Annotated in this window: 16 protein-coding genes; 7 read left to right on the top strand and 9 right to left on the bottom strand. The window is 35.1% G+C overall.

Annotated features, from left to right (window positions below; genetic code table 11):
* Positions 1-250: 250 nt before the first annotated feature.
* From rplI to ACL9RH_RS06630, 8 genes are all read right to left on the bottom strand, one after another.
* On the bottom strand, positions 251-748 hold the full coding sequence (gene rplI, locus ACL9RH_RS06665) for a 50S ribosomal protein L9 (RefSeq protein WP_422692555.1): 498 nt from the start codon (positions 746-748) through the stop codon (positions 251-253).
* Positions 749-860: 112 nt separating this feature from the next.
* Positions 861-1,163 (bottom strand): 30S ribosomal protein S18, encoded by a 303-nt coding sequence (rpsR, locus tag ACL9RH_RS06660; protein ID WP_002979091.1) that lies wholly within the window; start codon positions 1,161-1,163, stop codon positions 861-863.
* A gap of 32 nt (positions 1,164-1,195) precedes the next feature.
* Positions 1,196-1,537 (bottom strand): 30S ribosomal protein S6, encoded by a 342-nt coding sequence (gene rpsF, locus ACL9RH_RS06655; protein ID WP_047429790.1) that lies wholly within the window; start codon positions 1,535-1,537, stop codon positions 1,196-1,198.
* A 201-nt stretch (positions 1,538-1,738) separates the two neighbouring features.
* A complete protein-coding gene (locus ACL9RH_RS06650) occupies positions 1,739-3,094 on the bottom strand; it encodes a chloride channel protein (protein WP_422692554.1) in 1,356 nt (451 codons plus the stop codon).
* 42 nt (positions 3,095-3,136) lie between these two features.
* Entirely contained in the window at positions 3,137-3,745 is a 609-nt protein-coding gene (locus tag ACL9RH_RS06645; RefSeq protein ID WP_422692553.1) for a hypothetical protein, read from the bottom strand.
* Between the two features lie 260 nt (positions 3,746-4,005).
* Positions 4,006-5,439, bottom strand: a complete 1,434-nt coding sequence (locus ACL9RH_RS06640; RefSeq protein ID WP_422692552.1) for a serine hydrolase — start codon at positions 5,437-5,439, stop codon at positions 4,006-4,008.
* Positions 5,440-5,610: 171 nt separating this feature from the next.
* Positions 5,611-6,915 carry a dihydrolipoamide acetyltransferase family protein gene (locus ACL9RH_RS06635; RefSeq protein WP_422692551.1) on the bottom strand — a complete coding sequence of 435 codons (1,305 nt, stop codon included), beginning with the start codon at positions 6,913-6,915 and terminating at the stop codon, positions 5,611-5,613.
* 63 nt (positions 6,916-6,978) lie between these two features.
* Positions 6,979-7,806 carry an SAM hydrolase/SAM-dependent halogenase family protein gene (locus tag ACL9RH_RS06630; RefSeq protein ID WP_422692550.1) on the bottom strand — a complete coding sequence of 276 codons (828 nt, stop codon included), beginning with the start codon at positions 7,804-7,806 and terminating at the stop codon, positions 6,979-6,981.
* A gap of 133 nt (positions 7,807-7,939) precedes the next feature.
* Here ACL9RH_RS06630 and ACL9RH_RS06625 point away from each other — a divergent pair, with 133 nt between their 5' ends.
* The 7 genes from ACL9RH_RS06625 to ACL9RH_RS06595 all read left to right on the top strand — a co-directional run bounded on the left by ACL9RH_RS06625 (position 7,940) and on the right by ACL9RH_RS06595 (position 13,664).
* Positions 7,940-8,899: a PhoH family protein gene (locus tag ACL9RH_RS06625; RefSeq protein ID WP_422692549.1), complete on the top strand. Its 960-nt coding sequence runs from the start codon at positions 7,940-7,942 to the stop codon at positions 8,897-8,899.
* 99 nt (positions 8,900-8,998) lie between these two features.
* Positions 8,999-9,676: a porin family protein gene (locus tag ACL9RH_RS06620; protein ID WP_422692548.1), complete on the top strand. Its 678-nt coding sequence runs from the start codon at positions 8,999-9,001 to the stop codon at positions 9,674-9,676.
* Between the two features lie 120 nt (positions 9,677-9,796).
* Positions 9,797-10,462 (top strand): porin family protein, encoded by a 666-nt coding sequence (locus tag ACL9RH_RS06615; RefSeq protein ID WP_422692547.1) that lies wholly within the window; start codon positions 9,797-9,799, stop codon positions 10,460-10,462.
* 148 nt (positions 10,463-10,610) lie between these two features.
* A complete protein-coding gene (locus ACL9RH_RS06610) occupies positions 10,611-11,108 on the top strand; it encodes a hypothetical protein (RefSeq protein ID WP_422692546.1) in 498 nt (165 codons plus the stop codon).
* A 464-nt stretch (positions 11,109-11,572) separates the two neighbouring features.
* The gene (locus ACL9RH_RS06605; protein WP_422692545.1) at positions 11,573-12,181 is read left to right on the top strand and encodes an outer membrane beta-barrel protein; all 609 of its coding nucleotides are present in this window, start codon (positions 11,573-11,575) and stop codon (positions 12,179-12,181) included.
* A gap of 87 nt (positions 12,182-12,268) precedes the next feature.
* Positions 12,269-12,928: an outer membrane beta-barrel protein gene (locus ACL9RH_RS06600; protein ID WP_422692544.1), complete on the top strand. Its 660-nt coding sequence runs from the start codon at positions 12,269-12,271 to the stop codon at positions 12,926-12,928.
* Positions 12,929-12,995: 67 nt separating this feature from the next.
* Entirely contained in the window at positions 12,996-13,664 is a 669-nt protein-coding gene (locus ACL9RH_RS06595) for a porin family protein (protein WP_422692543.1), read from the top strand.
* A gap of 70 nt (positions 13,665-13,734) precedes the next feature.
* Here ACL9RH_RS06595 and ffh read toward each other — a convergent pair whose 3' ends face one another.
* On the bottom strand, positions 13,735-15,096 hold the full coding sequence (gene ffh / locus ACL9RH_RS06590) for a signal recognition particle protein (RefSeq protein ID WP_068943517.1): 1,362 nt from the start codon (positions 15,094-15,096) through the stop codon (positions 13,735-13,737).
* Between the last annotated feature and the right edge of the window lie 40 nt (positions 15,097-15,136).

Genomic DNA, 15,136 nt, shown 5'->3' with positions numbered 1-15,136 from the left:
TTTTATAACGCTGGATAGGATTTCTCTACTATCATTTACTTCCGAACTAAATGAGGATAAGAAAAAGCCATTTAACAAGTAATAATAGTTAAGATTTCCTATATTCCCATTCTCTGAAGGGGTGGATTTTTGCAAAGCAAAAAGACGGGGTAGTTAAGAATAGCATTATCAATTGTTAGGAATCAATAAAAAAACCACCTCAAATTGAATTGAAGTGGTTCTTATATTGTGAGAAATTCTCAGTCGCTTATTAAGCTTCTTCAGTTTTAGCTTCCTCTTTTTTAGCAGGAACTTCTACTGGAGCGTCAGAAACGATGTCGAATTCGAAGTTGTACTCAACATTTCTGTGAAGTCTGATAAGAGCAGCAAATTTACCAGTTCTCTTGATAGTGTTACCAGGAATTTTGATATATTTTTTCTCTACAGAAACTCCAGCTTTTTCTAAAGCAGCAGATAGATCAGCATTGTTGATAGATCCGAATAGTTTATCACCGCTACCTACTTTTGCAGGAATAGTGATAGAAGTTTTCTTCAATTGCTCAACTACAGCAGTAGCAGTAGCGATTAATTTAGCTTCTTCTTCTTTTCTAGCTTCTAATGTAGCTTCTAAAGCAGCTTTGTTTTTAGGTGTAGCTAAAAGAGCAATTCCTTGAGGAATTAAGAAGTTTCTAGCATAACCTGGCTTTACGTTTACTGTATCAAACTCAAGTCCTAAGTTTTCTACGTCTTTTTTTAGGATAATTTCCATTGTTGTTGTCCTTTTTTAGATTTTAGTTTTATGATCTAAAATCAAGTTAGAATTAATAATGTATTCAGCAACAAAAGAAGAGGTTACCCTCTTCTTTTATTTATTTTTTGTCTTATTTCAATAAGTCAGCTACGTAAGGTAGTAACGCAAGGTGTCTTGCTCTTTTGATAGCAGCAGAAACTTTTCTTTGGTATTTTAAAGAAGTTCCAGTGTATCTTCTTGGTAAGATTTTACCTTGCTCGTTAACGAACTGTAATAAGAAATCAGCATCTTTGTAATCAACGTGCTTAATTCCGTATTTTTTGAATCTACAATATTTCTTTTCAGATTTTGTATTGATATCAAGTGGAGTAAGGAATTTTACTTCTGATTCTCCTCCAGCTGAGGCTTGTTTAGCCATTTCATCTATTGCCATGTCTTGTCTTTTTTAAAAAATAGGGTTAATAATTAAGCTTTAGCCGCTTTTACTTTAGTTCTTCTAGTTACAGCGTACTCAACAGCATGCTTGTCAAGTTTTGTAGTAAGGTAACGGATTACTCTCTCGTCACGCTTAAATGCTAATTCTAAGTCAGCTACTACAGTACCTTCACCTTTGAATTCGATTAAAGTGTAGAACCCATTCTTTTTCAATTGGATAGGGTAAGCTAATTTTTTTAATCCCCAGTTTTCTTTAGCAACGATTTCGCAGTTCTTTTCTTTGATAAGATCTACATACTTGTTCACTGCTTCCTCTACCTGTGACTCAGATAGAACGGGAGTTAAAATGAAAACAGTTTCGTAATTGTTCATAATGTTAAATGAATTTGTTAATTATTTCGAGGTGCAAAAGTAGAAAATATATTTCTTATATGCAATAGTAGAAGCTAAATTGTTAGGAATTATGGGACGATACTTGAAAGATGTTGGTTGACGTTTATACTTTCCTGGTGAAATTTTCACAAAAAGGATTTGTATATCATCCCGAAAAAAGATTAAATACCGGATAACCGATCAAAGATCTTTTTCTCTGATTTCTTTCAGAAAGTTCACTTTCAACAAATCATACAAAGAATGTCTGCTTACCAGAATAGAAGCAATAGAAGAAACCATACCGGCAAGCATCAGATGAAATATCAAAGAATGTCTGTCGGTCATTTCCAGAACAATAATAGCGGAAGTAAACGGAGCCCGGGTGATTCCGGTAAGAAAAGCAACCATTCCGGCAAGAATCACCACATTGGTTTCATTAGGCGTTAAATGAATCGCCCCGGAAATCACAGAACCAATACTGGCCCCTGCAGTAAGAGCCGGAGCAAAAATACCTCCTGCACCTCCAGAAGTAAAAGATAGGGCAGGACCAAGCATTCTTAAAATAGGAACATACCAGTCTTCATGTTTGTCTTTGGTAAAAAGAACCCGTTCCATAATCTCCTTTCCGGAACCCAGAATTTCTCTGTTGATAAAGTAAGCAATTGAAGCAATAAACAGAGCACAAACCACTAGGAATACAACATTTGCTCTATCTGTTTTCAGTGTTTTCTTTTTCCAGGTGTTGATTTTGAGCATCATCACAGAAAGCTGACTGGCGAGAATACCAGCCACCCCAGCAACAAGAATAATAGGAAACATTACCGTTAATGCAACATCATTTGTCTTGGGATATCCTAAATATAAATAAGATCCGGCTAAAGTCTGTGCTGTTAACCCCGCAATAATCACAGCCGTAAATAAAGCTGTTTTGAAATAATTGATATGTGTTTTTGAAAGTTCCTCCACAGCGAAAACAATCCCCCCAAGCGGAGTATTGAATGCTGCTGCAAGTCCGGCGGCAGCACCCGTCATGATCATATTTTTCTTCGAAATCTTCGGCCACCATTCAGGAAGGTACTCATTCACTTTTCTGAAAACCGAACCAGCAATCTGAATCGTGGGACCTTCACGCCCTACAGCGCCACCTCCAATGACCAGAATAACGGAAGAAAGAATTTTGAAAAAGATGATTTTAATGCTTAAAAGGCTTCGGATTTTTCGGTGTTCCTTTGGATTGGCGAGTTCTACCGCTGCCATCACCTGTGGAATTCCACTTCCTTTAGCGTTAGGTGCAAACTCTTTCACCAGCCACCAGGATACTACAAACCCGATAGGTGCAATAATGAAAATCATCCAGGCGTGCCAATCAAAAATAAAATTCATCAAATGCTCTCCCCAGGCAAATACCTGCGCATACATAACAGCAAAAAAGCCTGTGATCACAGATCCTATCCAAAAGGGAATAGCCTGAAGAAGATTGTTCTTCAGTTGTTCGTTCCGGATATTATCGAAGGAATTTTTGAGGGATTGTTTAATAAAGGTGATAATTTTCAGCATTTGTTAATTTAGGAGTGTAAAAATACGAGGTTTTTGCAGAATTTATATTTCTTTCAGGAACTTTGATACTATTTCAGCATTTTCAACGGTAAGTTCTTTGGGTAAACCAAAACTGATAATATTGTTTTTAACGCGAAGTTTAAAATCTTCATCAGGAAAGGACTTTATCAGGCCTTTTCTTCTATTGTCTAAAAATGACATGGTTTTGTACGGATCGCTTCCCAATACATAAAAATCTTTAAAATCCCGATTTTCTTTAAAGTTGATATTAAAATTACTGAAAATCCCGGCAACTTTATCTGCAAGACTCTTTTTGTTGACAGAAATGAATCCAAAATCATCTTCCAGCATTTTTAATCCCCAAATCTGCAGAATATCAAGTTTGTTATCTGCACGCGCTCCTCTGAAAGTGGTTCCTCCTTTATTGACAATGAAAAGATAAAAAGAATAGGTCTTATTTTTATCTGTTATAAAATAACAAATCTTAGGCGTAAATAACGGTGATAAATCATCCTGCTCCGATTTGAACTGGTTATAAGGGGAGTTTTCAATATCAATCACAGAAATATCATACATTTCAAAGAGTTTATCATACACTTTGGAAATTAATTTCTCCTCTTCATTCGAAAAATCAAAAAGCTTGGTTATCATATCTTACTATAAGTCGGGTTGGAATAAATAGTTTGTTTTAAAATTAATACTAATAAATCAAACTTCCAAGAAAGTTATGATCAGGTAAAATTAATTTATTTAAATTATGAATTTTTTAACAAATAATCAGTTTGTTTGATTTATTTATAAATTTAAAAATTGAATAATGTTAATTTTAACTATAATAGCATGGTGTTTAAACAAAATACTAAAATCCCGACTTTTGCCAGGATTTTAGTATTGAATTGAAATGTTTTTAATTAATCTTTCTGAGCTATCAGATTTTCAATTTTAATGATCATATTGGATGCATTCATATTTTGCGGATTCAGTTCGAGAGACTTTTTATAATTCTTTAATGCCAAAGGATAATTTTTGGCATTGAAATAGACTTCTCCCAAACTGTCAAATGCATTTCCGGATTGTGGATGTTCTTTCACGTTGAGTTCAAATACTTTAATCGCTTCGTCAGTTCTTGAGTTTCTCATTAAAATATAACCAAGATTATTTAATGTTCCTTCAAAGTCCCATTTCGGATTTTTTGCTCTGATCGTAAAGTAATTTTTTTCTGCATTTGGATTGTTGGCTTTAGCAAAGGCAGCAATAATGGATTCTTCAGCGATGGAATAGGCATCGGTAAGATTTTTATCCATGATAGAAGCAATATGATTGACCATATGGTACTGTGCAGGGAAAAAATTATATCCGTTTGACATCAAAATAATAGCCATGTTATTCTGGGGGAAAATCCTGTAAGCACTAACGTTTCCACCGGAAAATCCATACGACAGAATGCCATTCGATTTATTGATCTCCCAACCGTAAGCAAAAACATCTTTTTTGTTTCCATAATCAAACGGTTTCCACATCATTTCTTTCGTTTTTTGAGTCAATAGATCATTATTGCTAAGATGACTGCTCCATTTTAGAAAAGCGGGAAGAGTAATAGCCAATCCATTTCCTGAATGTGCTCTCAAACCATCATTGAATGTGATTTTTTCGTATTGTTTTGTTGAATTGTTATAATTGTATTTCTGAACCCTGTTGGGGATTTTTTCAAGAGGATTTGAAGAGAAAAAGACCTGGTTTTTTACATCAGAAAGTTGATTGTTAATAATGTAGTTATCACAAGACTGTCCTGTGATCTTTTCGATAATCATGGTAAGAAGCATATAATTCGTTTGATTATATCTGAATTCATTTCCTGTCGTAAAATCCATTTTCTCCTTGCTAAGACGCTCTATGACTTTTGCATTAGAATCGTCAGCTGAAATATCATTAAAAGCGATAACATCTGGTGCTCCCGAAGAATGCGTCAGTAGATTTTTCACTTTTATTTCTTGCCATTCTTTTGGAAGATTTTCAACATACTTTGAAACATGGTCTTCTAAAGATAATTTTCCCTGCTCAATCAATTGAAAAATGCCAACATTGGTTACTAATTTTGAAGTAGAATATACTCTGAACATTGAGCTTGGGCTTACTTTTTTTAGGTCTTCCAGGTTTTCCGTTCCATAATATTGTTCAAAAATTACTTTTCCGTCTTTGATGATCCCAAGGGCTAATCCAGGGATTTTATTGTTTTTCATGGCCTCTTTTACATAGCTGTCAATCATTTTAGCCTGATGAGTTTGTTGTGAAAAAGCTGCTGTAGAAATAGAGAATGTAAGTGTTGCCAGAAGGATATTTTTCATAAAGGTGTTATTCTAAGTTATTACTTTTTAATATAAGACATCTGGACTACCTTTTCTATTACATTGTTTGTCAGATGCAATATGTTATCTTTTTTTCAACAAAAAAACCTCCGATTATTTTCGGAGGTTTTCATTTTATATGGTAAGGAGTCGATAAAAACTACTTATTTCTTATATTTCAGTATTCAGATCCCAGTTTTCAAGGTAGTCGTGAACGTGTTTCAACATCATTCCTCCTAAAGAACCGTCTACAACTCTGTGGTCATAAGAGTGAGACATGAACATTAAGTTTCTGATAGCAATTACGTCACCGTCTGCTGTTTCAAGAACTGCAGGCTTCTTAACGATAGCTCCGATTGCTAAAATAGCTACCTGAGGCTGAGGAATAATTGGAGTTCCCATAAGGTTTCCGAAGCTTCCTACGTTAGAAATAGTATACGTTGCTCCTTGTGTATCTTCTGGTCTCAGTTTTTTGTTTCTTGCTCTGTACGCTAAATCGTTGATCGCTTTGGCAAGACCTGAAAGTGATAACTGATCTGCATTTTTGATGACAGGAACGATAAGGTTTCCATCCGGAAGGGCAGTAGCCATACCGATATTGATATTTTTCTTTTTGATGATGTTTTCACCACTTACAGAAACATTGATCATTGGGAAATCCTGAATCGCTTTCACAACAGCTTTTACGAAAATAGGCATGAAAGTAAGCTTTTCACCTTCACGTTTTTCGAAGACTGCTTTGTTTTTGTTTCTCCATTTTACAACGTTGGTAACGTCGGTTTCAATGAAAGAAGTTACGTGTGGAGCAATTTGTTTTGCTTTCACCATGTTTTCAGCGATGATCTTTCTCATTCTGTCCATTGGAATGATCTCATCACCTGCACTTACCGGAACTGTAGCTGCAGGAGCTGTAACGGCAGGTTTCGGAGTAGAAGCCGGTTGTACAGGAGCAGCTTGTTGAGCAGGCTGGTTTCCTCTGTTAGCAACATATCCTAGTATATCTTCTTTGGTAATTCTTCCTTCTAAACCGCTTCCTTTGATAGATTTCAGTTCAGTTTCAGAAATATTTTCCTGTTGTGCAATTGATTTTACAAGTGGAGATAAATATAGGTCCCCTGAGAATTCTGTATTGGAAGCAGCAGCTACTTGTAAAGGCTGTTCAATAGCTTTCAACGTTTCAGTGTCTGGAGCAGCAGGAGTTTCTGTTGCTACTTCTTCAGAAGCTGTGCCTTCTCCTTCAATTTCTAAAATCGCAATAGCTTCGCCTACTTTTGCAACTTCGTCTTTTTGCTTTAAAATTTTTACAATTTTCCCCGAAACTGGTGTCGGTACGTCTGAATCTACTTTATCTGTTGCAATTTCTACTACGGAGTCATCCTCTTTTACGGTATCCCCTTCATTGAACAACCAAGTGATAATTGTCGCTTCCATAACACCTTCTCCCATGGAAGGAAGCAATAATTTGTATTCTGCCATTTTTGATTTTTAGATTTTGACAAATATATAAAAAAAATCGGTTTTTTTATGAAATATATAATCTTAGCTGAATTCGATATAAATATTTTCACCCACATTCAGTCCAAACAGGCTTTTAGCGCCGTTTTTCTTACTGCCCTTATAGATAGTAAGCTCCAAAAACTGACTGTCATTGAAGATCGCAGCAGACTGTCCATGGAATTCCGTCTCCCTTTCCCAGTCCGAAACAACCTCTGTATGGCTGGAAAATATTCTGGAAAGACTCAGATTTCTGAATTTTATGGTAAAACTGTCGTAACCTTTACTGATATTCTCAAAGAAATCTTTGTGAATATTTGAGATTATGTTTCCGAAATTATCAATATAGGTAACTTCACCAATGATCATTCCTTCGGACTCGTTGTGTACAGGTTTAGAGAACATAAGCTGTTTGGCGGTCTCTATTTTTCGTCCTATGACTTCCGGAAGACCTCCGTTGGCAAGATGTACCGCCGCAGGAACAAAAATATCTGTGGAAGTGAAATTGATGACATCATCAAAGCGGTTGTTCAGCGTAAGTTCATAGATCGCTTCAGGTTTAATGTCAAAAAATATAAGACTCATAAGTCCGTTATCTGCTGCCAGAAAATAAGAACCGTCAGCTTTGTAAAGAATATTTTTTCTTGATTTGTGGTAAAAACTGTCCACCGAAAGAATGTGAATGCTTCCTTTTGGGAAATATTTATAAGCATTTCTTACGATATACGAAGTCTGTATAAGGTTGAATGCCTGGATATCGTGGGTTATATCAATAATATTAACCTCAGGGTTTAGAGACAGAATTTTGCCTTTCACAGCGGCAACTCTGTAATCTAAATTTCCGAAATCCGAAGTAAGGGTAATAATTGACATGAGCAATTTATAGAATAGTGTAGTATTGCAAAGTTATTTAAAATAAAAAGAAAGCTCGAAAGATTGTTGAAAAGAATTTGATATAAATTTGAAAAAAAGCTTTAATTTTAAAATCTAAAAATAAAAATACTACATGTTTGAATTAACATATGATTTGGAAGATATCGATGCAAAAATCTTCTATGGAGTTAATAACCAATATTTCAACTTAATAAAATCAAGCTTTCCAACCATTAAAATTACGGGAAGAGACCATTTTGTCTTTGCCATGGGGAATCAGGAAGCTTTAGACATACTCAAACAAAAATTGGATGATATTGTAAAATTTATCTCTAAAAACAATTCAATAGGGCTGAAAGACGTTGAAAATATCCTGAATATTAAAGACGAAAATGAAAAACAATTGATTTTCGACCAGGATATCATTGTGAAAGGGGTCAATGGAAAAGTGATCAAAGCAAAAACAACCAATCTTAAAAAACTTGTTAAAGAGACAGAGAAAAAAGATATGGTTTTTGCGATAGGTCCTGCCGGAACAGGTAAAACGTATACCAGTGTTGCGTTGGCCGCAAGAGCTTTGAGAGATAAAGAAGTTAAAAGAATTATTCTGACAAGACCGGCTGTAGAAGCAGGGGAGAGCCTCGGATTCCTTCCTGGTGATCTTAAAGAAAAGCTTGATCCTTATTTGCAGCCATTATATGATGCGCTTCGTGATATGATTCCTCATGAGAAACTGGAAGGTTTCATGGAGAAAAAAGTCATTGAAGTAGCACCTTTAGCTTTTATGAGGGGACGTACTCTTGATGATGCTTTTGTAATTCTTGATGAAGCACAGAATACCACGCACGCTCAAATGAAGATGTTCCTGACAAGAATGGGGATGAATGCCAAATTTATTATTACAGGAGATCCAAGCCAGATCGATTTACCGAAGAATCAACAATCCGGGTTAAAAGAAGCGATGAGAATTTTGAGTGGAGTGAAAGAGATTGGTTTTGTACACCTTACAGAAGAAGATGTGGTAAGACACCCTGTGGTAAGAAAGATTATCCTTGCTTATAACGATGAGGACAAAAGAGTCAGAAATGATTAATTTTTTGTTACCGGAAGTTTATATTTAGGTAAAGTTTAATATGCCCGATTAATTCCAGTAAAAATGGAGATATATTCGTAACGCATTTTAAACGTAACCATGAAAAAACTTTTATCAATCATATTCATCTCTTTAATACCGATGAGCTTACATGCTCAAAAAAATACAATCGGAATCAGAGCCGGAGTTGGACGTTCTACCTTGAAGACGGATTATGCCGATTCTGATTTCGATTTTTCATCTAAAGGCATGATAACCGCCCACGTTGCTGTTTTTCTTGAACATAAATTGAATGAAAATTTTGCCTTACAGACAGAGTTTGGATTTGCGAGAGCTGGTGGAAGAAATAGCTGGAGTTATCAGCCAAATGAATTTCGCGATTATGATATTACTAATGCTATTTCTCTGGGAAAATTCAATATTCCTTTGATGGCTAAATATTATTTCAATGAAAGATTTAATATTAATGCTGGAGCCAATATGGCTTTTGTTATAGCAGCAGAAAGCAAATACAGAACAAACGGCAAAGACGGATTTGAATTATATTCAAACTTATTGAGAGAAGCTGAGGATATTAAGAAAAACGTAAAAACCTTTGAAATAAATCCTTTTCTGGGGTTGGAATTTCATTTGAGCAAAAAAATATTTATAGACGGACGTTATATTTTTGGCGTGTCCAATATTGCAAAAAATACAAATGGTGAAGGTTATAATACGCTGAAAAGCAGTTTACTTCAGATTGGGATGGGCTTTAAATTTAATAAATTGAGTTTCTAAGTTGAATCATTTATAATATTATATTCTCTTCAATCTACGAATAAAAACATACTACAAATTTCCTTATTTAAAAAAAAACACTATTTTTGCCACCGATTTAATTAAAAAAAACTTTTAAACATGAAAAAACTTTTACTTGTTGCAGCGGTCGCTGTTATGGGAATCTCTGCTAACGCACAAGAATTTCGATTTGGTCCAAAAGCTGGATATTCTTACTCTACAATCAAAATGAAAGGTGACGGACAATCTGAAACTTCAGATCCTTTACATACATTCTATATTGGCGGTATGGCTGAATACAAATTGAATGACAATTTTGCTATTCAGGGAGAACTTTTGTATTCTCAACTTGGAGGTAAGGTGAAAATTGAGGAAGCTGATCCTGCCAACCCTGCTACTTTCTTAAACTTTAAGGCAAAACAGACTTTTCACACATTATTGATTCCTGTTTCTGCTAAATATTTTATCACGGAAGGGCTTTCTGTTTCTGCAGGAGCAAGTTTCGGACTTATCCTTTCTGCAAAACAAAAGCTTAGTACAGATTTCGGATTCGGAATTCCTGGATTTGAACTTAATGCAGATGACGACAGAGATATTAAAGACCAGATGAATACATTAAATATTGCTCCTTTCCTAGGTGCTGAATACGCTTTAGAAAACGGGTTGTTCTTCGATGCAAGATATAACCTTGGGATTTCTAACTTAGCAAAACACGCTGAAGGAAACGAAAAAACAACTAACAGCTTCATTCAGGTTGGTGTTGGTTTCAAATTCGGAGGAAACTAATTCCACAGTTATTTATCAATAAAAATCATAGAAAGCAGAACAGAATATGTTCTGCTTTTTTTTGTTTGTAACGGAATGCTATTAAGGAGATTTGCTCTTATAATGAAAATAATCAGTATTTTTGGGCCAGTAATTTGAAACTAAAAAAATGAAAAAGCTATTATTAATAGGTGCTTTTGCACTTTTAGGAGGTGCTGTACAGGCACAGGAAGGTTTTAAAATTGGTGGACACATTGGGGTTCCTGTAGCAGATGCAAGTGACGTATCTTCTTTTACATTAGGAGTAGACGCTGCTTATATGTGGAATATTGCTAAAGGACTAGACCTTGGGGTAACTACAGGGTATTCTCACTTTTTCGGAAAAGACCACTTTGACGATTTCGGATTTATTCCTGTAGCCGTTTCAGGAAAATATAAATTTAAAAGTGCTCCTATTTTTGTAGGTTTAGATCTTGGATATGGAATTTCTACTAAAGATGGGGTAGATGGTGGTTTTTATGCACAGCCTAAATTTGGATACCAGATGCGTAAAGGAGAACTATATATAGGCTATCAGTCTATCAGCAACAGACGCGACTATGGTTGGTACAGAAACAGCTGGAATGTGGGAGCGGTAAACTTAGGATATAATTTCTTTATCAAATAAAGAAAAGGAAATCAAAAGATAATAAGAACTCCGGCCTTCAGCTGGAGTTTTTTATAAATATATGTTTAACGGAATAGAAAGATCTGTTAACAAATAGTTTGTATTGAACATTAGTAGCCTAATATTGCATTAGAATTGAGCTATTTATAGTTATTGGTTAGGGTTTCAAAGCTTAAGGTGTTAATTTTTAACATATTGAATCGTTTATTTTCGTTAATTTTCTGTTAACATATTAATTTTAAGCTAAAATTAAGAAATTTAAAAAGTCAATTATAATCAGCTCTTATTGATGATTTTTAATTTTTTTATTCATAATATTGTGAAAAGCTCAATGCCTTCTTTTAAATAAGATTTTTTGTTATAAAATACCACATTTCAATAATGATATTAATCACATTAACAAATTTTAATATTAGTGGCTACCACTGTAAATTTGCCCTCAGAAAGTATTAAAATTTTTTAAAATGAAAAAAATATTATTAGCGGGTGCTGTTGCACTTTTTGGTTTATCAAACGCTCAAATTGCTAAAGGAACTACATATTTATCAGGATCTGTTGAGTATTCTCAAAAAGAAACTAACAACGGTAACAATAAAACAGAAAACTTCAACGTATTACCTACAGTTGGATATTTCGTAGGAACTAACTTAGCAGTTGGATTAGGTGTAGGTTACCAAACTGAAAAAACGACAAACACTACTGCTATCGGTGAAAGCGTAACTAAGAAGCCAGCTTTCGTTGTTGCTCCTTTCGTAAGAAAATACTGGACTTTAGGTGAGAAATTCTACATCTTCGGTCAATTAGCAGTACCAATGCAGTTTGGAAAAACTGAGTATGAAAACACTGTAGGAAATGTTTCAACTTCTACTGAAGCTAAATACACTCAAATCGGTGTAACTGTGAAGCCAGGTTTAGATTATTTCTTAAACAAGAACTGGTCTATCGAAGCTACTATCGGTGAGTTTGGTTACAACAACTACAAACCAAAAGATGGTGATGCTACAAACAACTACAACTTCGGATTAAACTTATCTTCTGTAACTTTCGGAGTTAAATATGTATTTGCTAAATAATAAACAAAGCATATAAAAATAGAGCCCTGAGAATTTCTTGGGGCTTTTTAGTATAAGACATTTAACATAAAATAAAACTATTCAACCATGAAAAAAATACTAATAGCAGGTGCTGTTGCACTTTTTAGTTTATCAAATGCACAGATAGCCAAAGGAACTAAATACCTTTCGGGACAAGTTGGCTACTATCACAAAGAAGAAAATTCATACGATACGAAAAGAAAAGACAATGTTATCAGAATTCTTCCTACAGCAGGATATTTCGTAGGGACAAATTTAGCGGTAGGATTGGGAATAGGCTACAAAAGCGCTGTTACAAAATATGTAATAGGAGATGCTGTTGTAAGCAATGTAACAGAGCTTAAAGATACTGATAATGCATTTGTTGTATCTCCATTCGTAAGAAAATACTGGACTTTATCAGATAAATTATTTATTTTCGGTCAGTTACAGGTTCCATTAGAATTTGGAAAAGAAAAACTGGTGAGCAGTAGTAATGATGCCTGGATAGATCCGGAACTTTCATTATTTTCCAGAAAAAACAACTATACCAATATTGGAGTTAACATCCGACCGGGATTGGATTATTTTATCACTAAAAACTGGTCTATTGAAGCTACTATCGGAGAATTTGGATACAATAGCTACAAAAGAGATATTGACGGAGCTAAAAGTAATGATAATTATAAATTCGGTATCAGCTTAACTTCTGTAACATTCGGCGTTAAATACGTTTTTGCAAAATAATTAATTAGTTTTGGTTATTTTATTCAGATTATTTATTTTAATAGACTCATATTCATACTAATAAACCATGAAAAAAATCTTATTAGCATCAGCAATTGCATTATTTGCAGGTCTGAATGCGCAAACTACGTTTGGGGTAAAAGCAGGTTATGCTTTATCAAAATTAAATTCTAGCGAGGGCGATTTCGAGCTTGGAGGAATCGAAGGAAGCTTAAAATCAAAATCCGGCTTTTATATTGGAGCTTTAGTGGAGCATAAAATCACCCCTAAATTTGCTGTTCAGGGAGAAGTAGAGTATGCCAATCTTGGTGGGAAAGCCGAAGTTGGAATACCAGGCACAGGTATTACATTAACTGAAAAAATGAATTTCAACAGAATTGTTATTCCAATATCAGCAAGATATTATGCCACTCCGGAACTAGGGCTTTATGCGGGTCCCTATGTAAGTTTTAAAACAAATAATAAGGCGAAATTTGAAGTAAGCGGGCCCAATGCTGGTATGGTAAACCCTGCAGGGCTTAAAGAAGGAGAGCGTTATTTGGAAAGAGAACTGAATGACGGCTTGAAATCAACTGATTTCGGATTGTTCCTTGGGGCTGATTATAACGTTTATAAGGGACTATTTGTAGATGCACGTTATAGCTTTGGGCTTACCAATATGATCAAAAATCCGATAGACGGTGAAACCCTGAGAATGAACTTCTTGCAAATAGGAGTAGGATATAAGTTTAAATAAACAGTATTCTCATAAAAATAAAAAACTCTCAGAAATTCTGAGAGTTTTTTTATGAATGATTGTATCTTTCTTATTTTCCGAACATTCCGCCCATTCCTGGCATATTGGGCATTTTGCTCATCATCTGCATCATTTGCTTTCCTTGAGGCCCCTGCATCATCTTCATCATTTTACCCATTTGATCGAATTGTTTCATCAATTGGTTTACATCTTCAATCTTTCTTCCTGCACCTCTGGCAATTCTGTTCTTTCTCTGAGTATTGATGATAGAAGGTCTTCTTCTTTCTTCCGGAGTCATAGAGTAGATGATCGCTTCAATGTGTTTAAAGGCATCATCACTGATTTCTACGTCTTTAATTGCTTTTCCAACTCCAGGAATCATTCCCATCAAATCTTTCATGTTACCCATCTTCTTGATCTGATTGATTTGTTTAAGGAAATCATCAAAACCAAACTCATTTTTAGCAATTTTCTTGTGAAGTTTTTTCGCTTCTTCTTCATCAAACTGCTCCTGAGCTCTTTCTACTAAGGAAACAACGTCTCCCATTCCTAAGATTCTGTCTGCCATCCTTTCTGGGTAGAAAAGATCCAAAGCCTCCATTTTCTCTCCTGTAGAGATGAATTTGATTGGTTTTTCAACAACAGAACGGATCGTTAACGCAGCTCCACCTCTGGTATCACCATCTAATTTGGTTAGAACAACTCCGTCAAAGTTCAAGGCATCGTTGAATGCTTTTGCCGTATTCACAGCATCCTGACCCGTCATAGAGTCTACTACGAATAGAGTTTCCTGTGGTTTGATGAAATAATGAACAGACTTGATCTCGTTCATCATCTGCTCATCAATCGCTAAACGACCGGCAGTATCCACAATCACAACATCATGGTTGTTGGCTTTAGCAAAATTGATAGCATTTTCAGCGATAGTTGATGGGTTGGTAGCTCCTTCTTCCGTATAAACAGGAACATTGATCTGTCCTCCTAATACTTTCAACTGGTCAATCGCAGCAGGACGATAAACGTCACACGCTACCAATAATGGTTTTTTATTTCTTTTTGTCTGTAAATAATTAGCAAGTTTTCCTGAGAAAGTTGTCTTACCAGAACCCTGAAGACCTGCAATAAGGATTACAGAAGGTTTTCCTGAAAGATTAATCCCTTCCTGAGATCCTCCCATTAGGTCTACCAATTCGTCATGAACGATTTTGGTCATCAATTGTCCCGGTGTAAGGGAAGTCAGAACATTTTCGCCTAATGCTTTATCCTGAACTCTTTTGGTAAGATCTTTTGCAACTTTATAGTTAACGTCGGCATCCACCAATGCTCTACGGATTTCTTTTACGGTTTCCGCTACATTGATTTCGGTAATTTTTCCACGTCCGGAAATATTATGTAATGCCTTGTCTAATTTATCCTGTAAACTATTAAACATATTTATTGTAAATTATAGGTTTGCAAAAATAAGGAATTTT

It is taken from the genome of Chryseobacterium sp. Mn2064 (assembly GCF_049319685.1).
In the GTDB taxonomy this organism is placed as follows: Bacteria; Bacteroidota; Bacteroidia; order Flavobacteriales; family Weeksellaceae; genus Chryseobacterium.
The sequence above is the reverse complement of the archived record's forward strand: the minus strand, read 5'-3'. Positions and strand labels throughout refer to the sequence as shown.